Below are 22927 nucleotides of genomic sequence, written 5' to 3' on the forward strand. Positions count from 1 at the left end.
CGACAAGGGGGGTGAAAAACCTCCCCGCCGGAAGACCAAGGGTTCCTGTCCAACGCTAATCGGGACAGGGTTAGTCGACCCCTAAGGCGAGGGCGAAAGCCGTAGTCGATGGGAAACAGGTTAATATTCCTGTACTTGCAATTGCTGCGATGGAGTGACGGAGAAGGCTAGGCCAGCACGGCGATTGGTTGTCCGTGTTTAAGGTAGTAGGCTGGGGACTTAGGCAAATCCGGGTCCCTAAGGCCGAGAGCTGATGACGAAGCTTACTTCGGTAAGTGAAGTGGTTGATGCCATGCTTCCAGGAAAAACTTCTAAGCTTCAGGCAATTGTGAATCGTACTCTAAACCGACACAGGTGGTCAGGTAGAGAATACCAAGGCGCTTGAGAGAACTCTGGTGAAGGAACTAGGCAAAATGGTACCGTAACTTCGGGAGAAGGTACGCCGGTTTTGGTGATGGGACTTGCTCCCTAAGCTGAGGCCGGTCGAAGTGACCAGGTGGCTGCGACTGTTTATTAAAAACATAGCACTCTGCAAACACGTAAGTGGACGTATAGGGTGTGACGCCTGCCCGGTGCCGGAAGGTTAATTGATGGGGTTAGCTTCGGCGAAGCTCTTGATCGAAGCCCCGGTAAACGGCGGCCGTAACTATAACGGTCCTAAGGTAGCGAAATTCCTTGTCGGGTAAGTTCCGACCTGCACGAATGGCGTAACGATGGCCACGCTGTCTCCACCAGAGACTCAGTGAAATTGAAATCGCTGTTAAGATGCAGTGTACCCGCGGCTAGACGGAAAGACCCCGTGAACCTTTACTACAGCTTTGCACTGAACTTTGAGCCTACTTGTGTAGGATAGGTGGGAGGCTTTGAAGCTGTGACGCCAGTTGCAGTGGAGCCATCCTTGAAATACCACCCTGGTATGTTTGAGGTTCTAACTCTGGTCCGTAATCCGGATCGAGGACAGTGTATGGTGGGTAGTTTGACTGGGGCGGTCTCCTCCCAAAGAGTAACGGAGGAGTACGAAGGTGCACTCAGCATGGTCGGAAATCATGCAATGAGCATAATGGTATAAGTGCGCTTGACTGCGAGTCAGACATGACGAGCAGGTACGAAAGTAGGTCATAGTGATCCGGTGGTTCTGTATGGAAGGGCCATCGCTCAACGGATAAAAGGTACTCCGGGGATAACAGGCTGATACCGCCCAAGAGTTCACATCGACGGCGGTGTTTGGCACCTCGATGTCGGCTCATCACATCCTGGGGCTGAAGCCGGTCCCAAGGGTATGGCTGTTCGCCATTTAAAGTGGTACGCGAGCTGGGTTTAGAACGTCGTGAGACAGTTCGGTCCCTATCTGCCGTGGGCGTTGGAAATTTGAGAAGAGTTGCTCCTAGTACGAGAGGACCGGAGTGAACGAACCTCTGGTGTTCGGGTTGTCACGCCAGTGGCATTGCCCGGTAGCTATGTTCGGACGGGATAACCGCTGAAAGCATCTAAGCGGGAAGCCTCCTTCAAGATTAGATTTCCCTGACTCCTTGAGAGTCCTAAAGGGCCGTGGAAGACTACCACGTTGATAGGCTGGGTGTGGAAGCGTTGTGAGGCGTTGAGCTAACCAGTACTAATTGCCCGTGCGGCTTGACCATACAACAGAGATGGTTACTAACGATTACTGATTGATCGAATGAGAGGTCAGTGGATTGTGAGCCGAGAGACGCAGAGATCGATTGATCGACTTGCGGTGTATTACTACAGAATGTTTCGCCGACTTATTTGGGGTTATCGCCGGTCCGTAGTGACCGAGGCAAACAAGCGATAACAGGCAGCGCAGGGCACTAAGCCCATAAGACCAGACCAACCCAAGCCAGTTTGCCTGACGACAATAGAGTTGTGGAACCACCTGATCCCTTGCCGAACTCAGAAGTGAAACGCAACATCGCCGATGGTAGTGTGGGGTTTCCCCATGTGAGAGTAGGTCATCGTCAGGCTTCTATCCCAAAAGCCCTGATCGCTAACGCGGTCAGGGCTTTTTTCGTTTTAGCCAGAAATCCTAAAACTGGCGATGGATTGAGCGGTTCATTGCCGTTATTTTGAAAAACTCGGGATGACGGTTTTTTAAACGCTTCCCGAACCCCAGTAACCACGCCGCTCACACCCAATATCCCACACTTACCCACAGCTCTGTCCAAGGTTTCTGTGCGTAACCTGCCTGTGAATAACTGTAAAAACTTTATCAAAATCAATCCACAAGTAACGCCGTGAGCCATCAATAGGGTCTGATGGCTACCAGGTTGAAAAGTTACCCACCGTTGTGGATGAGAAAAGCTGGATATATCCGTTACGCGGGTGTAGATTGTGCACAATCTAATTGTAGGCAACTAAACTCAATAAAGAGGCTTCTAATGACGGACCTTTACTCTATCCCTGTTCAAGCCAACGACGGCCAAGCAACGACTCTGGAAGACTACAAAGGGAAAGTTCTGCTGATTGTAAATACGGCGAGCAAGTGTGGTTTCACACCCCAGTATCAGGGGCTGGAAGAGCTGTACCGGAAATACAAAGACCAGGGGCTGGTGATCTTGGGATTTCCGTGCAATCAGTTTGGCAAGCAGGAGCCCGGTAGTGACAGTGAGATTCAGGAGTTCTGCACGCTGAATTACGGCGTGAGCTTTCCTGTATACGCAAAGCTCGATGTGAATGGCGCCAATGCCCATCCGCTATTTACGCAGTTGAAAAAGGCGGCGCCCGGAATCCTGGGGACGGAAGGGATCAAATGGAACTTCACCAAATTCCTGGTGAATCGTGATGGAGATGTGGTTAACCGCTATGCGCCAAAAGACAAGCCGCAGGATCTCGAGGCCGATATCGAGAAGCAGCTTTGAGCGACCGGAGAACAGACCTGTTTGAATCTGGTGGCGCGTCGCTGAACCTCGATCGGCAACTCTGTTTTGCGCTCTACGCAACGTCACGGGCGATGACGCGCGCCTATCAGCCCATGCTGCGAGAGCTCGGGGTTACCTATCCGCAATACCTCGTACTGTTAGTGCTGTGGCAATGGGACAATGAAAAGGTAAATCCCGAAGACTGTACCGTAAGTGCACTGGGCGACCAGCTGATGCTGGATTCCGGCACCCTGACTCCGCTATTAAAGCGTATGGAGGTACAGGGGAATGTGACACGTCGGCGCGGAAGCCGGGATGAACGGGTTACCCTGGTACAGGTCACCGAAAAGGCGCGGCAACTGCAGTTGTCCGCCAAGGCCTGGATGGATGGCGCACTGCACTCACTCGCAGTACCCCAGGAGCGGCTGTCTGCACTGCACAGGGAATTGTGGCAGCTGCTCGACGCGCTTCAATCTGGCACTTCCAAGTAGGATGCTTATCTTTTATTTATGCCTTGGTTGGGTTCGTCTTTGCGTAAATATGCTGATGCGGCTTTCATATTAGGATGAATCTTGATGTTTGGTGGCTGGGCGACTTATAGTTCACATCACTGGGATGCGGGCTCTGGCGCGGGTTCCAGCGGGCAGGTCGCGATCATCGCGGCCAACTGCCAAGCAACTAGTTTCAAGCAAGCATCTTAAATAACCAGGACATTGATAACAGCAGCCATGAACCCTGTAGCCCCTTTCGGCCCGATATCCTCGGTCGTGCGGCCCTCGGCCTCCAGATCCTCTGCAATTTGCCCCAAATCTGGCCCGGCGTTTCTCTGCGCCCCTTCCTCCGCTGCTCTCCTGCTACTAACAAGCCTGCTACGACTGCCGCGCCGCGGCATATAATTTTATCCCCCTACCTCTCTACAGAATTCCGTACTTAATTAGAGCAGTGCATAGACAGCAACGCCACGGCTGTTTAGCCTCGGGCCAGACTAGGAGAAGAGCCCTGATGAACACTAAAAAAGATAAATTAGTCATTTTTGATACCACGTTGCGCGACGGCGAGCAGAGCCCCGGCGCTTCCATGACGAAAGATGAGAAAATCCGCATTGCGAGCATGCTGGAGCGCATGCGTGTGGATGTGATCGAGGCCGGCTTCGCGATTGCCAGCCAGGGCGACTTTGAGGCAGTTCAGGCCGTGGCTGAAACGGTCAAAGACTCGACAGTATGCAGTCTCGCCCGGGCGGTAAAGCCGGATATTCTTCGCGCTGCAGAGTCCCTGAAGAAGGCGAATTCTTCGCGGATTCATACCTTCATCGCCACCTCCCCGATCCACATGAAGTACAAATTGCAGATGGATCCGGAGGATGTGCTGCGACAGGCCGTCGAAGCGGTCAAACTCGCTCGCCAGCACACCGACGACGTAGAGTTTTCGCTGGAAGATGGCAGTCGCTCTGAGCCGGAGTTCATGTACCGCATAATCGAAGAGGTGATCAAGGCGGGAGCGGGTACCATTAATATCCCGGATACTGTCGGTTACGGTGAACCGGGTGAGTACGGCGCCATGTTCAAGCGGGTCATTGAAAATGTCCCGAATTCAGACAAGGCCATTTTCTCGACCCATTGCCACAACGACCTTGGGCTCGCCGTTGCCAACTCCCTGTCGGCTGTGATGAATGGCGTCCGCCAGGTCGAGTGCACCATCAATGGTCTGGGTGAGCGCGCCGGTAACGCCGCCCTTGAGGAGATCGTGATGGCCGTGCGCACCCGCCAGGATCTCTACCCGGTAGAGACCGGCCTCGATACCACGCAAATCGTGCCGACATCCCGCCTGGTGTCATCAATTACCGGATTCCCTGTACAACCCAACAAAGCGATTGTCGGTGCCAATGCCTTTGCGCACGAATCCGGTATCCACCAGGATGGCGTGCTCAAACATCGCGAGACCTACGAAATCATGCGCGCTGAAGATGTGGGCTGGGGGCAGAACCGGCTCGTGCTCGGCAAGCATTCCGGACGTGCGGCCGTCAAAGCGCGCTATGGAGAACTGGGTATCACCTTTGCTGACCCAGCGGAGTTCAATGTGTTGTTCCAGCGCTTCAAGGACCTTGCGGACAAGAAGCACGAGATTTTCGACGAAGACCTGCAGTCGCTTATTTCCGGTGCCGCCGATCCGGTGGAGCACTATCAGTTGGCCGATCTCGAAGTGCGCAGCAAAAGCGGCAGCAATCCCCAGGCGCACCTTGAACTGCTGATCGACGGTGAAAGAACCGCGTGCAGCGCGGAAGGCAGCGGTCCGGTGGATGCAACCTTCAAGGCGATCGAGTCTGTTGTCGGCAGTAACGCTGACCTGCAGTTGTACTCGGTCAATGCGGTAACCCAGGGAACTGATTCCCAGGGCAGTGTGACGGTTCGCCTCGAGCGGGATGGCAAGCTGGTCAATGGCGTGGGTGCGGATACCGATATTCTGGTCGCGTCCGCCAAAGCGTACCTGGATGCGTTAAACTTGCTGGCCAGCAAGAGCGCCAAGCCTCAGGGCGTTTGACCGGCAACCTAATCGGGAATCAATGTGAACGAGTTACAGCGGACGGAATACCTCACGGCACTGGGTCTGACCAGCTATATGCCGCGCTTCCGTCTGCCGTTGGCCCCGGAGCCGTTGCAGGCTCCGCTGCCTCCGCCGGCTGATGAACGTCCGGAGGCAACGCCAGCGGCTGTCGCGGTAATGGCGGCCGTTGCTGGTGTGGCCGCGGACGCCGCGACCACACCGGGTGAACCCCATGCACAGCCCGATACTCGCCCGGAGCAGGTTCGTCCTGAGCCTTCTGCAGATATGGGGCGGGTGCTAGGCAGTATTACCGCGGAAACCCGTGTAGCTCCAGCCGCGTCCCAGGTGACACCGGTCGCACCGCCACAACGGCAGGTGGCGCCATTCGTGTTGAGTTGCTGGCGTTTGGGTGAGGAAGTTCTGGCCGTAGACAGCCGTGAACCCGGTAGCGCGCTGCCGGTGGAGTCGCTGTTTGGCAATATTGTCCGCGCGCTCGGCTGGCACCAGCTGGCGTCGGAACGAAACAAGTTACGCTGGCCCCTGGCAGAAAGCCCGTTCGCTGCGGCGGCCGGGGCCGATGATGCAAGGGATACCTGCAGTAGCTGGGTGGAGGCAGCCTGTGCCCGCAAGCCGGTAAAGACAATCTGGCTGATGGGGCAGCAGGCACAGGAATTCTGTGCGCCGGCGCCCATGACCGAGGCAGTGGCTGACTGGCAGGGCGTGCGCCTGGTATCCATGCCGAGCCTTACCGAGCTACTTCAGGAGCCTGCGCGCAAGCGCGAGGTGTGGAACCTGTTGCGCAAACTTTACCCCGAGCAAACCCGACGCTGAATCACAAGCCCGGACACAGCACCGGCAACGGAAGTCGCCCTCCAGTGAATCCCCGATCTCCCAACTTTCCCCCTGTACCTGACACCTCTGCAGCCGGCCTCCCCGTGCGTCTCGAAAAAGCAGGGCTGTCGGATTGCGAGGCTCTGGCGGTATTGGCCCGCAGTGCCCACAGCCATCCCTGGAGTGCGGCGCAATACAGGGGCAGTCTTGAGTCAGGACACACCTGTTGGATATTCCGTGCAGGTGATTCAGGCGACCAGGTTTCAGCCGGGATTGCCGCCTGCTGCGTGGTCAGTCGGTTGTTCGACGAGATGGAAATCCTGGATGTCGCCGTGGCTCCAGAGTGGCGTCGTCGGGGAGTGGCAGGACGATTATTGCAGGAAATATTTTCCCGCCTGCCGGAAGATGTCGCACGCGTGTTACTCGAAGTACGCGCTTCCAACCGTCCCGCCCGTGCGCTGTACCACAAGCTCGGGTTTTCTGAAGACGGTCGCCGAAAAAATTACTATCCCAAGCCAGACGGTAGCCGGGAAGACGCGCTGCTGATGAGTCTGGTATTGTAAGTGCCATCTATCGGGGAGCAGCCGCCGCTACAGCGCCGCAGCGATAAATAGCAACCCCTCGCCAAATTCCGGAATGACCATGCCTCCCAATCGTACCCAACCGTCCCTGCTCGAAGGCCCGGTCGCGGCGCACCTGCGTCGCCTGGCTTTGCCCATGGTGTGGGGCATTCTCGCCACCATGTCATTCAATGTGGTGGATACCTATTTTGTAGCGCAGCTGGGCGATGCGCCGCTGGCGGCGATGAGCTTTACTTTTCCGGTGGTAATGGTCATCAACGCCCTGGCGATTGGCCTGGGGGCTGGGACCTCATCCGCGGTGGCACGGGCCTATGGTGCCGGTGACATGGTGCGGGTGCGACAATTGGTGAGTGACGCAACGTTTCTCGCGTTGATCATCGCCCTGGCGGTGAGTGCCGTGGGGCTGCTTACGATCGAGCCGCTGTTCCATCTTCTGGGTGCTGAAGCGCGGTTATTGCCGCTGATTGCAGACTATATGGTTCCCTGGTATCTGGGTGCCGTGTTCGCAGTGGTTCCCATGGTTTCCCTGTCGGCCTTGCGGGCTATCGGTAACAGTTCGCTTACCGGCCGGATCCTGATGGCCGTTGCGTTGTTCAACCTGATTCTCGATCCCCTGCTGATTTTTGGCCTGTTCGGCTTCCCGCGCCTTGAGCTGCAGGGGGCGGCACTGGCAACGGTGATCGCGCGCGGATTGAGTTTTGCCATAGCCCTGTATGTCCTGGTAAGGCGAGAGCAGATCCTGACCTTGCCGAGCTGGCAGTGGCCGGCGCTGCGAGATTCCTGGCGCACCCTGCTGGCGGTTGGGCTTCCGGCAATCGCCACCAATGTAATCATCCCCATGTCTGGCGGTGTTGTGGTCGCACTGGTTGCCACCCATGGCGTAGACGCGGTGGCTGGACTTGGCGTTGCGCTGCGTATAGAGCCTGTAGCCCTGATCGTGTTTTACGCCTTGTCTTCTGTGGTGGGCCCGTTTATGGGGCAGAACGCCGGTGCCGGACTAAATGAGCGCCTGTCGCAGACGGTGGCGGTAATGGCGAAATTCTGCATTGTATTTGGGGTGATACTGGCCGCGGTACTCTGGGTTGTAGGCGGTCCCGTGGCGTCCCTGTTCAGTGACTCTCCGCAAGTGATCGCCGTTGCGGTTGCTTACTTGAGCCTGGTGCCGTTCAGTTACGCCGGCTACGGGTTTGTGATGTCGGCCAACGCGGCGTTCAACGGGCTCGGTCACCCGCTGCCCGGTACATTTATTTCGTTCCTGCGTGTATTGGGTGTCTATCTGCCGCTAGCCTGGCTGGGAAATCGGCTGTGGGGCATACAGGGCCTGTTTGTCGCCACATTGATCTCCAACCTTGTTCTGGGTGTGCTTGCCTGGTGGTGGCTGAGAAAATATCTGGAGTCTCACAGCTCCGAATTAACCAGCGCGGTAGCGAAGTGAATCTGGGCGGCGCCCGCTGGAGCTGAGCACTCTGTGCTCGAGTAAGGCGCCGCAGTTTTAATTTATTGAGAGGGTCACCTGGCTATTGGCCGGGTGGCAGCTTCCAGCCAGGATCGGGTGTGGTCGTTGACCAGCGGGGACAGGGTTTCGCGAACCTGTGCATGGTAGCCATTCAGCCACTCCAGCTCGCTGTCGGTTAGCAGGCTGGGCTCGATCAGTTGCCGCTCGATCGGTGCGAGGGTCAGCGCTTCAAATTCCAGAAAGCCCGGGTATTGGTCACTCGATTTCACGAAAATCAGATTTTCGATGCGAATGCCGTATTCGTCGGTGCGATAAAATCCCGGCTCATTGGAAACGATCATACCCGCTTCCAGCGGCACATTGGTGTTGGCTTTGCCGATCCGCTGTGGCCCTTCGTGCACGCTCAGAAAGCTGCCGACACCGTGCCCGGTTCCGTGGGCATAGTCCAGCCCCACGCTCCACAGTGACTGGCGTGCGAACGCGTCTATCTGCTCGCCGCAGGTGCCCTCAGGAAAGCGCAGGGAGGCAATGGCGATATGCCCCTTGAGTACTCGGGTGAAGTGCTCTTTTGCTTCACCCGGAAAACTGCCGAGCGCGATAGTGCGGGTGACATCCGTGGTACCGTCGGGGTACTGGCCGCCGGAGTCGATCAGGTAGATTCCTTCCTCGCGCATGGGGAGACTGGATTCGGGGGTTACCCGGTAGTGGACGATGGCGCCATTGCCGCCATAGCCGGAGATGGAATCGAAGCTGTCATCGGTAAACCCTTCCCGCAGTTCCCGCTTGCTGCGCAGTAAATTGACCGCTTCCAGTTCACCGAAATTTTCCTGCTTCACCGCTTCAGGCAGCTCCGCCAGAAACTCACACAGGGCTGCGCCATCGCGCACATGAGCGGCGCGGCTACCTTCCAGTTCCACGGTGTTCTTGCGTGCCTTGGCGACGGTAATGGGGTCGCGTTCCAGCAGAATCTGTATCTCGCGGTTCCGCAACTCTTGCAGGGTCCAGCAGTTGGTCAGTAGCGGGTCTGCCCACACGCGCTGCACATGCTGGCGCTCGGCAGCGGCAAACAGTGCGGCTTTGTCACTGACTATCTCCACATCGTTACCCAGGTGCTGGCGCAGGGCATCGCCGATGGCGCTCTTCGCCAGATACAGGGTCGCGCTGCCATCGGCGTAAAGGAATCCCATCGAGAGAGCGACAGGCAAGTGGGGGATGTCACTGCCACGTATATTGAATAGCCAGGCGCAGACTTCGGGGTTGGCCAGCCAGAGTGCCTGCTGGTTCTTTTCCCCCAGTATTTTGCCGATACGCTGTCGTTTGCTGGCGGATCCCTCACCGGTAAAGGTCTGAGGGTGGGGGTGCGCTGCACCGCTGGGGGGCGCGGGGCGATCGCTCCACACGCTATCAACGGGGTTGATGTCCACAGCCTGTAGCTTGATACCGCATTCATCGAGGCGTTTTTTGAGGGGGGCGAGCCCGGGCTGGGTATGCAGGCGCGGGTCGTAGCCGAGGGTGTCCCCTTCGCGCATTGCGTCGCAAAGCCAGTTGGCGACGTCGGCTGGCGCCAGGCTTTGTTGCTCAATCGGCTGGTTGCCGATCTGCTGCTTTGCCTGGATGGTGTAGCGGCCATCCACAAACAGTGCGCTGCGGCTGTTGGTCACTGCGGCCAGGCCGGCGGAACCGGTAAATCCGGTAAGCCAGGCGAGACGCTCGTCGGCGGCGGGCACATATTCGTTCTGGTACTCGTCGCACCGGGGCACCAGGAATCCCTGTAACTGCTGTTCAGACAACCCCTGTTGCAGCGCTTCCAATCGTTCCTGACTCATTGTTCACCTCGAAATCTTATGGGGTGTGGCGATACCGGGCCTGCCGTGTCTTTGCGCCCGGGCCGGCAGTTATGTTCCAGATTTGCGGCAGTCTAGGCCTCACCTATCGTCTTTGCCAGCGATTCTGGCGCGGCAGACGTGTATAATGCGCGCCTGTTTTTTATCCAGTCTCAAGTTGCATTATGGGTCAGTCTTCGAACCTGGCGGGCATCAACGGCCGCCGTACCTTCGCCATCATCTCCCACCCGGACGCCGGTAAGACCACGGTGACCGAAAAGCTGCTGCTGTTCGGAAATGCCATCCAGCTGGCGGGCTCGGTCAAGGGCAAGAAAGGCCCGCACGCGCGTTCGGACTGGATGACCATGGAGCAGGAGCGGGGTATCTCGGTCACCTCCTCCGTGATGCAGTTCCCCTACAAGCAGCGGGTGGTGAACCTGCTCGATACACCGGGGCACGAGGACTTCTCCGAAGATACCTACCGGGTACTGACCGCGGTGGACTCCGCGCTGATGGTCATCGACGGCGCCAAGGGTGTCGAGGACCGTACCATCAAACTGATGAACGTTTGTCGCCTGCGTACCACGCCGATCCTGTCGTTTATCAACAAGCTCGACCGCGATATCCGTGACCCCATTGAGGTGATGGATGAGATCGAGGAGGTGCTGAACATCCAGGCCGCGCCAATCAACTGGCCGCTGGGATCCGGCAAGCACTTCAAGGGCGTGTACAACCTCTATACCGACACCATCCATGTGTTCAAACAAGGGCAGGGGCACACTATCCCGGAGGACACCCGGATCGAGGGGCTGGACTCCGACGAGGCTACGGCGCTGCTGGGCGAGGATGCGGATGATATCCGTGAAGAAATCGAGCTGGTGCGTGGCGCCACCCACGAATTCGACCTGGAAGCTTACCGTGCCGGCAAGCTGACCCCGGTGTTCTTCGGTACCGCGCTCGGCAACTTCGGCGTGCGCGAGATGCTGGACGGGTTTGTCGAGTGGGCGCCGGGCCCGCAGTCGCGCGCGACCAACGAGCGCGAAGTACAGCCCAGCGAAGACAAGTTTTCCGGCTTTGTTTTCAAGATCCAGGCGAATATGGATCCTAAACATCGTGACCGCATCGCCTTTATGCGGGTCTGTTCGGGTACCTACCGCCGCGGTATGAAAATGAAACACGTGCGGCTCGGCAAGGATGTAAAAATTGCCGATGCCGTCACCTTTATGGCCGGCGACCGCACCCATGTGGAAGAGGCCATTGCCGGCGATATTATCGGTCTGCACAACCACGGTACCATCCAGATCGGCGATACCTTTACTGAGGGTGAGAGCCTGAAATTTACCGGTATCCCCAACTTTGCACCGGAACTGTTCCGCCGTATTCGCCTGAAGGACCCGCTTAAACTGAAGCAGTTACAGAAGGGCCTGCAGCAGCTGTCGGAAGAGGGTTCCACGCAGGTATTTTTCCCGCTGGACAACAACGACATCATTGTCGGTGCTGTGGGGGTGCTGCAGTTTGAGGTGGTGGCTTACCGTCTGAAAGACGAGTACAAGGTGGAAGCCATCTACGAAAACGTGAATGTGAACACCGCGCGCTGGGTCGATAGCGAAAGTGCCAAGGAGCTGGAAAACTTCAAGCGCAAGGCCAGTATCAACCTGGCACTGGACGGGTCGGGGCACCTGACCTACCTGGCGCCCACCCGCGTGAACCTGCAGCTGGCAGAGGAGCGTTACCCGGATGTGCGCTTCTACGCCACTCGTGAGCACTGATTCAGAATATGAACCCGCAAAAACCTGAAGAGATTGTTGCAGTGACTGCCGTAAAGAAAACAACGATTCCCACACAGCTGCCAGAGGAGATGCCGCGTACTGGCAACTGGTTTACCAAGGGGGTTGGCCTGCTGATTGTCAAAATGCTGGGCTGGCGGTTTGATGGGGAATTTCCCCACGAGAAAAAGCTGATGGTGGCTCTGGCCCCGCATACCTCCAACTGGGACTTTATCGTGGCCATGCCGTTCATCATGGCATTGAAACTGAAAGCTTCCTGGTTGATGAAAAAAGAGGCCTTTTTCTTCCCGTTTAAAGGTATTTTCATGTCGTTGGGTGGTATTCCCACCGACCGCTCTGCCGCTGGCGGGATGGCCAAGCAAGTGGCCAGCCAGTTCAAGCAAAATGACAAAATGTGGGTAGCCATCACCCCGGAAGGCACGCGCAAAAAGGCCACCAAGTGGAAAAATGGTTTCCTGCGTATTGCCCACGCGGCACAGGTGCCTATCTTGCTGATTGCCTGGGACTTCCCTACAAAGCGCATCTGCATAGATTCGGTCTTCCACACCACCGGTAACCTGGAGGCGGATATGCAGGAAGTTCAGAAGCGTTTCAGCAAGTATCGCGGCCGCAATCCGGAAAACCAGACGGATATCGCCTGACGATCCCAAGGTGCAGACCATAACTGGCGAGCTTTCCCCCAACCTGTATTTGATCCTGTCGGCGGTGGCCTTTGCCGCGGGATTTATCAGCTCGATCGCCGGCGCCGGCGGGATGCTGACCCTCCCGGCCCTGCTGTGGGCCGGTATTCCGCCGCTGGACGCGTTGGGAACCAATAAATTCCAGAGCGTCTTCGGCACCCTGTCGTCGACGCTCAATTTCTTCCAGAAGGGACATCTGAACTTGCGGCCTCTGTGGCCCGGGATATTGGCCTCTGCGGCCGGCTCGGCCCTGGGGGTGTGGGCGGTGACGCGCTTGGGCGGAGACCAGCTGCGTACCCTGTTACCGATATTGCTGATTGCTCTCTCGTTGTATTTCGCCTTCTCGCCACGGATTTCCGACCGCGACGGTACTCCACGTATGGGCAATGGCTGGTTCAACCTGCTGGTTGGTGGTGGTATCGGTTTCTATGGAGGGTTCTTTGGCCCTGGCATGGGCTCCCTGTACGCCCTCGCATTCGCCGCGCTGCTGGGGTACAACATGCGCAGGGCCACGGCACATACAAAGCCCCTGGTGCTGGCCACCAATGCCACTGCCATGGTGATTTTCATGCTGGGTGGGCACCTGCTGTGGGGGCTTGCACTCTGTATGTCTGCGGCGCAGTTTGTGGGGGCAAGGCTGGGTTCGAGCCTGGTGATTGCGCGCGGTGCGGGCCTGGTCAAGCCGGTGATCATTGTTGTGACCGTGGCAATGGCCATTCGCCTGTTGCTGGAAGCGTAAGCACCTCCGGCGGTACAGGGTAATCGAGGAGGGATTTGCGGTGACCATCGTCATAACACTATGCGTGGCATTTTGTGTGTTCGCGGTCATTGTCTGGGGGTTGATGCACATGCGTACCCCGCGCTTCCGGTTGGAGCGGGAGCAGTTCCAGCAGGGGCTGGAAGATGTGATCACCGGGCAGGCGGATGACAATGAGTGGCGGGTGTTGATCGGCTACCCGATGCGACACGATCCGCCGCTGGAAAAGCTGAGGCTGGAGTGTCTGCAGATTGAAGAGGACGAGTACACCGGTAAACTGCCTTATCTGTTTTCCGATGCCGGCCTGACACGGCTGCGCGAGGTGCGCGAGCGCCTGCTGGCGCTACCGCCGCAAAGTGACACTGATTGACCCTGATAACTGATTTAATCCCTATAAAAATTCTCAACGTTGTAATTGGAGAGATCATGCTGAAATCCCTGAAAAAGTTTACCGGCGGGCTGTCGGTAGCGCTGTTGGCGGTCACCGCGCAAGCTGCGCCGCTCAAGCAGGAAGACCTGTCCGTGGCGGAAGTGCTGCGGGATCGCGCATTGGAGTCTTCCGATGCGTACAGCATCGTCGAATCCCTGACGGTGGAGGTGGGACCCCGTCGCGCTGGCACCAAAGGCGATGAGCGCGCCGTGGCCTGGGCACAGGAAAAAATGAAGGCGCTGGGGTTTGATCGTGTCTACACCGAGCAGATCGATGTGAAACGCTGGGCGCGCGGCCACGCACACGCCGAAGTGACGGCACCTTTCCCGCAGCCGCTGGTGGTGACCTCCCTGGGCTATGGTGCCTCCACTCCGGAAGGTGGCCTCACCGCGGAAATCGTTGAATTTGCCGATGTCGAAGCACTGCTGAAAGCGCCGGCGCGCAAGGTGAAAGGCAAGATTGCGTTTATTAACAAGCGCATGGAGCGCGCCCGTACCGGTGAAGGCTATGGTCCTGCTGTACAGGGCCGCAGCCAGGGTATGCGTGCCGCGGCGGAAAAAGGGGCGGCAGCCATGCTGCTGCGCTCCGTGGGCACCGACTCCGATCGCTTTCCCCACACCGGCATGATGTCCATCGACGGTGTCGAAAATCCGGTACCGGCACTCGCCCTGTCCGCACCAGACGCCAACCTGCTGGAGGCCATGTTAAAGCGCGGCAAGCCGGTGGAAGTGAAGCTGAACGTACACAATGAGGCGCTGGCTGACGGCCCCTCGTTCAACGTGATCGGTGAAGTGGTCGGTCGTGAAAAGCCGGAAGAAGTAGTGTTGATTGGCGCGCACCTCGATAGCTGGGATGAGGGCACCGGGGCACTGGACGATGGCGCCGGTGTTGCCATCGTGACGGAAACCGCACGCCTGATCGCGGAACTGCCGCAGCGTCCACGACGTACCCTGCGTGTTGTATTGTTCGGTGCGGAGGAGATCGGCCTGGTCGGTGCGAAGCAGTATGTGGATGCGCACCAGAACGACCTGGACAAGATCATTATGGTTTCCGAGTCGGATTTTGGTGCTGGCAAGGTCTGGCGTTTTGACACCCGTATTCCTGAGAGCAAATTCGCAATCGCCGACCAGATGATGCAGCTGCTGGCCCCACTGGGAATCGAGCGCGGCAATAACAAGTCCTCCGGTGGCCCGGATAGCAGTGTTTTCGTCGCTCAGGGCGTGCCGGCAATGGGGCTGTACCAGGATGGTAGCGACTATTTCGACTATCACCATACCCCCAACGATACGCTGGACAAGGTGGACCCGGAGAACCTCAAACAGAACGTGGCGGCCTGGGTAGTGATGTCTTTCCTTGCCGCGGAGATGGAAGGGGACTTCGGTCGCGTTCCGACGGAGCACTGATCCCGAAGTAGTGATACTCAAATCCTGAAACCCCGCAATCGCGGGGTTTTTTATTGTCGTGACAATTGCCTTACCCGCAACTTCATTGACTTTGTTTTTTCGCGTCGTGCATGCTTCGACTACATTCACCTGAAGTAAATAACAGAATCTGAGGAGCACACCATGGCAACAGTCACAATGAAGGGAAACCCGGTGGAAACCGTCGGTGAACTGCCCGCGGCGGGCAGTCAGGCGCCAGCATTCACTCTGGTGCAGGGCGACCTTTCCGATCTCACACTGGAAAGCCTGGCAGGCAAGCGCATCGTGCTGAATATTTTCCCGTCTGTGGACACCGGCACCTGTGCCATGTCGGTTCGCACCTTCAATGAAAAGGCCGCCGCGCTGGACAATGCCGTCGTGGTCTGTGTCTCTGCGGATCTACCGTTCGCCATGACCCGCTTCTGTGGTGCCGAAGGTATCGAGAACGTGAAACTGGGTTCGGCGTTTCGCTCCGACTTCGGCAGCGATTACGGTGTCACCTTCAAAAGTGGCCCGCTCACCGGTTTGTTGTCCCGCGCGGTTGTCGTAATCGACGAGAGTGGCAAGGTCGCCTATACCGAGCAGGTTGCCGAAATCACTGAAGAGCCGGACTACGAGAGTGCGCTCACTGCGCTTTAAACCTGCAAGCTCGAGATCTGGGGCCGCAATGAACAATCTCAGGAGGTTCATGGCGGCCCTTTTTTTTGTGCGTGTTGCCTGTTGTCGACACCGCTGCGGCAGCAGTCGACTACCAGATCGAGCAGCTGCAAGAAAATGTCTACCGGTTTTCCGCAGGGTTAAGGATGGTTAACGCTGTTCTCCCCTGAGCCCCAGCACCCGTTCCTGAAGCTCATCCAGTTTTACCGCCGATGCCTCAAGCGGCTGATCCGCTACCACACACACCCTGGACCAGAATCGCTTTGGTAGCGTGCTGAACGCGTGCCCGTCTTTGTGGCTGAAGAAACTCCCCCACAGGCCGCGCAACGCCATGGGAATGACCGGTACCGGTGTGCGCTGCAGGATTTTTTCAATCCCCGCCTTGAACGGTTGTAGCTCGCCATCTTTGGTTAGCTGGCCCTCGGGGAAGATGCATAGCAGGTCGCCGTCTTTCAGTCCCTGCTCAATTTCTTCAAATGCCCTGGCGTAGCCCTCCGGGTCCCGCTGTCGTGAGCAGATGGGAATGGCGCGGCTGGTCTTGAAGATGAAGTGCAGTACCGGAATTTCATAAATGGGCTTGTACATGATAAAGCGGATGGGGCGGCGTATCGCACCGGCCAATAGCAGCGCGTCCACATAGCTCACATGGTTGCAGGCGATAATGGCCGCGCCTTCGGCGGGGATTTTTTCAAGTCCCTGATGCTTCACCCGGTACATGGTGTGCGACAGCAGCCAGATCAGCAGGCGCATGGCGAATTCTGGTACCCGGTTGAATACGAAAATAGCCACGGCTGCATTCATCAGCGCGATGATGAGGAAGAACTGCGGAATGGTTGCGTCGAGAACGTTCAGGAAAACGATCCCCAGCACCGCAGCGACCACCATAAACAACGCATTGAACACGTTATTAACGGCAATGATCCGCGCGCGAATTTCGGGATCCGACCGCTCCTGCATCATGGAATAGAGGGGCACGATAAAGAAACCGCCGAAGATACCAATCAGTGTCAGGTTAACGAGAATTCCCAGAGCGCCATCATTCGCCCAGAAGGCTGCAATGGTGGCTTCTGCCGGAGGTTGGTAACTGCCCGTTGTAGTAGCCAATAGAATGCCCACGACGGTCAAACCTGCAGCACCGATGGGCACAAGTCCTAATTCCACCCGTCCACCAGACAGTCGTCCACACAGCAGCGATCCGATGGCTACACCGATGGTGAAGCAGCAGAGCAGCAGGGTAACCAGTGATTCGCTACCACCGAGTACATTGCGCGTGAGGCTTGGGATCTGTGTCAGGTAGGCCGCTCCCAGCAGCCAGAACCAGGAAATTCCGATAATCGCGTAAAACACCGCGGGCTTTTTCGCGGCTTCCTTCAGGATGCGGACGGTCTGGGTGACGGGGTTGTAGTTGATCTTCAGGTCCGGCGCAGGTGGAGCCGCCTTGGGGATAGCGCGACTTACCAGGTAGCCGGTGATGGCCGTGACCAGAATCACGGTGGAGATCCACAGCAACCCGGATTCTCCTTCACCGGTAAAACCGGCCAGTAATCCGCCGACAATGGTGCCGGTGAGAATGGAAACGAAAGTACCCATTTCCACCAGTGCATTGCCGCCCACCAGCTCGGTTTTCTGCAGGTGCTGCGGCAGGATCGCGTACTTCACCGGCCCGAAAAATGCCGATTGCACCCCGAGCAGAAACAGGACACCCAGGCAGAGATAATTATTGCCGCTGTAGAGTGCGCTGATACCGAGTAGTGCGATACCTATTTCAGCGAGTTTGATACGTCGGATCAGTGTGCTTTTATCGAGCTTGTCGGCCACCTGCCCGGCGGTGGCGGAGAACAGGAAAAACGGCAAGATAAACAGCCCGGCGGCAAGGTTGATCAGAAAGTTCGCTTCACTGGTGGCAAGCCGGAACGCGATCATTACGATTAGCGCATTCTTGAACACATTGTCGTTAAACGCGCCCAGGGACTGAGTGCAGAAGAACGGCAGAAAGCGGCGGGTAGCCAGCAGTTGAAACTGGTTCTTGTGGGCCATGATGGTCTCCCCAAAGTCCTTTGCGAACTATGGTAAGCCATTCGAAGGGATAGGGGACAGTAACATCTGCAATAAAAAAGCCCCGCAGAGCGGGGCTTGTTCAGTCAAGGGCGGTGTTACCAGATAACGACACGCTCTTCTTCCGGAAGGTACATACCGTCACCCTCTTTTACATCGAACGCGGAATAGAACGCGTCGATATTGGGCAGAACACCCTGTACACGGTACTCCGCGGGTGAGTGCGGGTCGGTTTTCAGGCGCTCGCTCAAGGCTTCCTCGCGCATTTTGCTGCGCCATACCTGTGCCCAGCCCAGGAATACACGCTGGTCGCCATTGAAGCCGTCGAGCACCGGTGCTTCCTCGCCGTTCAGGGACATCTTGTACGCCTTGTAGGCGATGCCGAGACCGGACAGGTCACCAATGTTCTCACCAAGGGTCAGCTCGCCATTTACGTGCTCGTCTTCCAGCGGCTCGAAACCATTGTACTGGGCAACCAGCTTGTTGGTGAGGCCTTCAAAGTTGGCGCGGTCGGAGTCGGTCCACCAGTTATTCAGGTAGCCCTTGCCATCGAACTTGCTGCCCTTGTCGTCGAAGCCGTGGCCGATTTCGTGGCCGATTACACCGCCGATGCCACCGTAGTTCACGGCATCTTCCGCATTCATATTGAAGAAGGGCGGCTGCAGGATAGCGGCCGGGAACACGATCTCGTTCATTGCCGGGTTGTAGTAGGCGTTCACGGTCTGCGGGCTCATGCCCCACTCACCGCGGTCCAGCGGTTTACCCAGCTTGTCGCGCTCGTGCATGGTTTCAAACAGAGTGGCGGCGAGGGCATTGCCCACCAGATCGTCGGCACTTACCTGCAGGTCGCTGTAGTCGCGCCATTTGTCCGGATAACCGATCTTGGTGGTGAAGTTGGCCAGCTTGGTCAGCGCTTCTTTCTTGGTGTCTTCACTCATCCAGGCCAGGGATTCGATGGATTCTTTATAGGCAGCCTTCAGATTGTCCACCAGCTTAACCATGCGAGCCTTGGCTTCCGGCGGGAAGTATTTTTCCACGTACCGCTGGCCGACGAGTTCACCCACGGAACCATTGACGAACTGTACTGCACGCTTCCAGCGGGGTTCCATTTCTTTGGTGCCGCGAATGGTGGTGCCATAGAAATCAAAGTTGGCCTGGGCAATTTCGCTGTGCATGTAGGGTGCTGCAGCGGAAAGTACTTTGATCTTCAGGTAGCGCTTCCAGGTATCCAGTTCGGTGTCCGCAATGATGTCGTTGGCAGCTTCGAGGTATTCCGGCTGACCGACAATAAACTCTTCGGCCTTTTCCAGGTGTGCTTTCTGCAGGTAGCTGTCCCAGTCAACTGCGGGCATCATCTCTTTCAGCTCGGCGACGGTTCTCTTGTTGTAGTACTTGTCCGGATCCCGGTTTTCCACGCGGGTGCGATGGTGCTCAGCCAGGCTTTTCTCCAGATTGAACAGTTTGTCCGCAAATTCTTCGGCGTTCTCCAGGCCGGCAATCTGTTGCATCTCGACCAGGTAGTCGCGGTAGGCCTGCTGTAGCTTCTGTCCTTTTTCGGAGTCGTCGAAGTAGTAGTCACGATCCGGAAGGCCGAGGCCCGCCTGCCACATGAAAGTGATGTAATTTTCGACCTGCTTGAGGTCCTGATAAATAGTGCCACCGAAAGGTGCGTCGTAGCCCACGGTATCGGCATAGGCGAAAAAGTCGGTCAGATCTTTCTGCGACTGGATCGCATCGACCTTGGCCAGTTCGCCGGAAATCGCGTTGAGACCCTTCTTCTCGATCAGCTCTTCGTTCATAAAGCTGTTGTACAGGTCGCCGATCTGTTTGGCTCCAGTGCTATCGGCATGGTCGCCGGCTTCCATGATCAGGGCCTTTACTTCCTCGGTTGCCTTGTCGCGGAGAATGCTGAAACCACCCCAGCGGGATTTGTCCGCGGGGATTTCAGTGGTTTCCATCCACTTGCCGTTAACGAAGCTGTAGAAGTCGTCCTGCGGGCGCACGCTAGTATCCATGGCGCTCAGGTCGATGCCGGAGCCCAGCTCGGCGACCTGAATGGCGGAGGCTTCAGCAGCGGAAGTGCTGGTCTGGGTGGTGTCTGCCTTGGGGCTTTCGGATTGCGAACAGCCGGTCAGAGCCGTGCCGGAGATGATGCCGGCAATTGCCAGGGGAAGAAGCAGTTTTTTCATAGTTGGCCTTTTGGGCTTGTTATACGTGATCGGTCTATGGACCGGGTGACAATCGGGTCAATCCCATAGTATGCACCGAGATTGGGGTCGGGCAAGCGGGCATGCGGCCAGTTGCAGGGCAGGAGCGACGGATTTCGGGCAATAAAAAACCCCGCGAAGCGGGGTTTTCTGGGCCTTTCCGGATTAATCCGGGAGGCGGAAGGTGATGGGGACTGAGAACTTGTACTCATCGATATTCAGCTGGTCTGGAGTGGCCGGGAAGGGGCCGGCACGTTCCACCGCCTCCAGGGCCTCCCGGTTGAGGCTGGCATAGCGCGATTCCTGCAGGGTGCGAACGTTCTTGACGTTGCCTTTGCTATCGATGGTCACATTCAGGCGAACGCTGCCTTCCTGGCCGCGCTCCTGGGCGCGTTTCGGGTAACGGATATGCTTGAACGTGTGGCGCAGCAACATGGAATGGTAGATCTGGCGCGCCAGAATCATGTTGGCGGTAAGCGGAGCCTCTTCCTCTTCTTCCAGTTCGTCTTCTTCCATCGGCGTCGCTGGGCGCGTTTTGGTCGGCTTCAGTGGTCTGGGCTCGGAGGTCTGCGCTGCGGCAGTCGCCGGTTTGGCTCCTGCGCCTATCGGCGTCGGTTTCGCGATTGCCGGTGCGCCGATGGCGGCCAGGGTGGGTGGCGGAATGTCGGGGGTAAGCTTGGGCTTGCTCGCAGCGGCGACCTGAGCCGGCTCTGGCTTGGGCTCCGGCGCTGCCGCCGAAGCCTCTTGCTCTTGCGTGGCTTCCTGCACGTCAGCCATGGCGGCAACCTGGGCTACACGTTCGGCACCAGGCTGCAGGGCTTCGTAGGTGGCCAGCAGGCCCGAATTGACTTCACCGGATCCCATCAGGTCGTCGCGGAAGTCCGTGGACGGCGGCACCGGGCCAATCCAGGCGCGCAGCAGGGTGTTGAAGAATTCGCGGTCCTCGATCATCCCCAGCATGATGTCATTCAGGGATACCGAGGTAGTGCCTGTATCTGCGGCGAAGTCGATGCGGAGTCGGTCTCCGGCCATCAGCCGGCCCTTGAACAGGTTGGCAAAGGTCACCATGTTCTCGGCCTGGCCAGTGAGTACGCTACCTGGATTGTTGATGGCAATGCCTTCCATCCACTGATTGCGGAAGCGGCGGGCAGAGAGGCGATCGGCTATGACGCGAACCTCCAGGCTGCGAGGCATGCTGTTGTTGAGCAGTGCACTGGCATCGCCGGAGAGCTGCTCGGAGTATACGGCGGCGATGTATTGATCTTTATTGAATTGTTGTTCCAGAGCGAGACCGTTCAGCAGCGGAGCCGCTTTTGCAGCCAGGGCCGTAGCGAACAACAGCAGGGCAATGACGAGTTTGGTCGTTTTCATTTTTGCTTTGGTATCTATTTGAAAGCCGGATGGGCTGAACCCGGCAGATAAAGCGCTGAAAAATCAATCAAAATACCCCAGAAAAATTTCCAGCTGCTTCGATCGCACCTTCCCCCCGAAAGGTACGAGGCCTCGTGATCATTGACCTGAAAACTGGTGGGTATTTTTCATCCAGTTTTGGCTTATATTAACCGAGGCTCTGCTCAACTCTACTGCAACTGCAACGGAGTTCAACCCTGAAATGGGTAAAATGTCTCGTTTTTTCAAATCCGGGAAATGGTGGGGCAGACAGCGGTCACTTTCAGCCTAGAATGCGGCATCGAATGGTGCACTCGCGACAGGCAGGGTTTTGTCGCTGCGCCACCGAAACGCTGGGAACTGGTCCGAATTTCCCCCCGGTAGTACGGTAGCCGGTGATACCAGCATATAAATACAAATACGCACAATACGATTAAGCCAAGAGTTTCATGAACTACAAGCCGCTCAGTGACTACCCGCGGGATGCGGTAGATCGCCTCCTGAATGTCATACATCTGTTTCGCGATATTCGTGCTACCAGTGAATGGCAGTACGATGTGTTGTTAAAACGCTCCCGCCTTTCGACTCTGGCCCCGGGCGAGGCGCTGCTACATGCGGGTGATGTGGATCAGTGGGTCTATTTTCTGTTGCGCGGTGAATTACACGTGCACGTGGATGACGATGCAGCGGCCCGCGAAGAGCGGCCCCTGGCGGTGATTCGCCCCGGAGAAGTCTTTGGGGACCTTTCCATGTTACTGGCGAAGCCGCGTAGCGCGACTATTGTTGCGGCGCCGGTCGGGCAGGAGGTTCAGGTACTGGCCGTGGACTGCACCCTGTTTGGTGACCTCGAGGATTTTTCACTACTGCACCTGCCGACCAAGCTCGTGTTTTATCGCAACATGGTGCATTCACTGCGCTGGAAGCTCGAGGTGTATCGCTCCAAATACCCTGCCCACGAGCTGGCCAATAGCCATCGCCGCCTGAAACTTTATACCGGGCCGAAAAACAGTAAAGAGGAACTGGTTGCTCTGGCCGGGCAGGCGCGCGACCTGGCGCGGATCCTGTTGGACTGGAATGCCGAGTTCGGCAGCGGTCAACTGGCCGCCGAGGAATCTGACATGACGAACTTTCTCGAGTCGATTCTCTCCTAAACCCCGCTTAACTGCCTGAGCACCCCCGCCATCCCCATTGCCGGGGAAACGGGGGCTCAGCCCCGTTTTCCGCTTGCTCGCGGTGGTGGTTCGACCACCTGCTTTCCCCATCTTCCCGCAAGGGCTTTCCCTTCCGTCAAAAGCCTGGTCATTGGCACATGGCCGGGCAGTCAAACTACTTGGCGCTGCCTGTACGCGGCTGGTGTTTCTGTTTCGAGATACAGCAAGGTGAGCCTGTGGCCACTCTAAGGCCTATTGATTTCGCAATTCGGCAGCTTTCACCACTGC

The 22927-nt window shown here is 57.3% G+C and carries 18 protein-coding genes and 2 rRNA genes (1 of these 20 cut by a window edge); 15 read left to right on the plus strand and 5 right to left on the minus strand.

Translation table 11 applies throughout. The features are described 5' to 3' along the window. Together GTQ55_RS04285 and rrf are read left to right on the plus strand one after the other, a co-directional pair. A 23S ribosomal RNA gene (locus tag GTQ55_RS04285) occupies positions 1–1637 on the plus strand; it begins 1246 nt to the left of the window's first position. 226 nt (positions 1638–1863) lie between these two features. Further along, positions 1864–1979: ribosomal RNA gene (gene rrf / locus GTQ55_RS04290) — 5S ribosomal RNA — on the plus strand. On the opposite strand, the gene GTQ55_RS17880 is transcribed toward rrf, so the two are convergent. Further along, positions 1974–2258, minus strand: coding sequence for a hypothetical protein (locus GTQ55_RS17880; protein WP_237567821.1), 285 nt, complete (start codon positions 2256–2258; stop codon positions 1974–1976). The genes rrf and GTQ55_RS17880 overlap by 6 nt on opposite strands. A gap of 135 nt (positions 2259–2393) precedes the next feature. On the opposite strand from GTQ55_RS17880, the gene GTQ55_RS04300 reads away from it, so the two are divergent. From GTQ55_RS04300 to GTQ55_RS04325, 6 genes are all read left to right on the plus strand, one after another. After that, positions 2394–2873, plus strand: a complete 480-nt coding sequence (locus tag GTQ55_RS04300) for a glutathione peroxidase (protein WP_161857622.1) — start codon at positions 2394–2396, stop codon at positions 2871–2873. Next, positions 2870–3364 carry a MarR family winged helix-turn-helix transcriptional regulator gene (locus tag GTQ55_RS17885; RefSeq protein ID WP_272927889.1) on the plus strand — a complete coding sequence of 165 codons (495 nt, stop codon included), beginning with the start codon at positions 2870–2872 and terminating at the stop codon, positions 3362–3364. The genes GTQ55_RS04300 and GTQ55_RS17885 overlap by 4 nt, the downstream gene beginning before the upstream one ends. Positions 3365–3875: 511 nt before the next feature. Continuing rightward, positions 3876–5411 (plus strand): 2-isopropylmalate synthase, encoded by a 1536-nt coding sequence (locus GTQ55_RS04310; protein WP_161857623.1) that lies wholly within the window; start codon positions 3876–3878, stop codon positions 5409–5411. A 24-nt stretch (positions 5412–5435) separates the two neighbouring features. Then, complete coding sequence (locus GTQ55_RS04315) at positions 5436–6245, plus strand: hypothetical protein (RefSeq protein WP_161857624.1); 810 nt, start codon at positions 5436–5438, stop codon at positions 6243–6245. Between the two features lie 104 nt (positions 6246–6349). Then, positions 6350–6808, plus strand: coding sequence for a ribosomal protein S18-alanine N-acetyltransferase (rimI, locus tag GTQ55_RS04320; protein ID WP_161857625.1), 459 nt, complete (start codon positions 6350–6352; stop codon positions 6806–6808). A 79-nt stretch (positions 6809–6887) separates the two neighbouring features. Further along, positions 6888–8261, plus strand: a complete 1374-nt coding sequence (locus GTQ55_RS04325; protein WP_161857626.1) for an MATE family efflux transporter — start codon at positions 6888–6890, stop codon at positions 8259–8261. 74 nt (positions 8262–8335) lie between these two features. Here GTQ55_RS04325 and GTQ55_RS04330 read toward each other — a convergent pair whose 3' ends face one another. After that, positions 8336–10108, minus strand: coding sequence for an aminopeptidase P family protein (locus GTQ55_RS04330; RefSeq protein WP_161857627.1), 1773 nt, complete (start codon positions 10106–10108; stop codon positions 8336–8338). Between the two features lie 182 nt (positions 10109–10290). Between GTQ55_RS04330 and GTQ55_RS04335 the strand changes: the two genes are divergently transcribed. The 6 genes from GTQ55_RS04335 to tpx all read left to right on the plus strand — a co-directional run bounded on the left by GTQ55_RS04335 (position 10291) and on the right by tpx (position 15819). After that, on the plus strand, positions 10291–11874 hold the full coding sequence (locus GTQ55_RS04335) for a peptide chain release factor 3 (protein ID WP_161857628.1): 1584 nt from the start codon (positions 10291–10293) through the stop codon (positions 11872–11874). An 8-nt stretch (positions 11875–11882) separates the two neighbouring features. Next, positions 11883–12533: a 1-acyl-sn-glycerol-3-phosphate acyltransferase gene (locus GTQ55_RS04340; RefSeq protein WP_237567822.1), complete on the plus strand. Its 651-nt coding sequence runs from the start codon at positions 11883–11885 to the stop codon at positions 12531–12533. A 10-nt stretch (positions 12534–12543) separates the two neighbouring features. Continuing rightward, positions 12544–13311: a TSUP family transporter gene (locus GTQ55_RS04345; RefSeq protein ID WP_161857629.1), complete on the plus strand. Its 768-nt coding sequence runs from the start codon at positions 12544–12546 to the stop codon at positions 13309–13311. 40 nt (positions 13312–13351) lie between these two features. Continuing rightward, a complete protein-coding gene (locus tag GTQ55_RS04350) occupies positions 13352–13699 on the plus strand; it encodes a hypothetical protein (RefSeq protein WP_161857630.1) in 348 nt (115 codons plus the stop codon). Between the two features lie 56 nt (positions 13700–13755). Then, the gene (locus GTQ55_RS04355) at positions 13756–15162 is read left to right on the plus strand and encodes a M20/M25/M40 family metallo-hydrolase (protein WP_161857631.1); all 1407 of its coding nucleotides are present in this window, start codon (positions 13756–13758) and stop codon (positions 15160–15162) included. A gap of 162 nt (positions 15163–15324) precedes the next feature. After that, positions 15325–15819, plus strand: coding sequence for a thiol peroxidase (gene tpx, locus GTQ55_RS04360; protein ID WP_161857632.1), 495 nt, complete (start codon positions 15325–15327; stop codon positions 15817–15819). Between the two features lie 168 nt (positions 15820–15987). On the opposite strand, the gene GTQ55_RS04365 is transcribed toward tpx, so the two are convergent. The 3 genes from GTQ55_RS04365 to GTQ55_RS04375 form a co-directional block, all read right to left on the minus strand. Further along, a complete protein-coding gene (locus GTQ55_RS04365) occupies positions 15988–17874 on the minus strand; it encodes an MFS transporter (RefSeq protein WP_161857633.1) in 1887 nt (628 codons plus the stop codon). Between the two features lie 116 nt (positions 17875–17990). Continuing rightward, on the minus strand, positions 17991–20081 hold the full coding sequence (locus GTQ55_RS04370; protein WP_161857634.1) for a M13 family metallopeptidase: 2091 nt from the start codon (positions 20079–20081) through the stop codon (positions 17991–17993). 183 nt (positions 20082–20264) lie between these two features. Continuing rightward, complete coding sequence (locus GTQ55_RS04375) at positions 20265–21470, minus strand: TonB family protein (protein ID WP_161857635.1); 1206 nt, start codon at positions 21468–21470, stop codon at positions 20265–20267. 467 nt (positions 21471–21937) lie between these two features. Here GTQ55_RS04375 and GTQ55_RS04380 point away from each other — a divergent pair, with 467 nt between their 5' ends. Beyond that, positions 21938–22639, plus strand: coding sequence for a cyclic nucleotide-binding domain-containing protein (locus GTQ55_RS04380; protein ID WP_161857636.1), 702 nt, complete (start codon positions 21938–21940; stop codon positions 22637–22639). Positions 22640–22927 lie beyond the last annotated feature (288 nt).

The sequence above is a fragment of the Microbulbifer hydrolyticus genome, assembly GCF_009931115.1.
Lineage (GTDB): Bacteria > Pseudomonadota > Gammaproteobacteria > Pseudomonadales > Cellvibrionaceae > Microbulbifer > Microbulbifer hydrolyticus.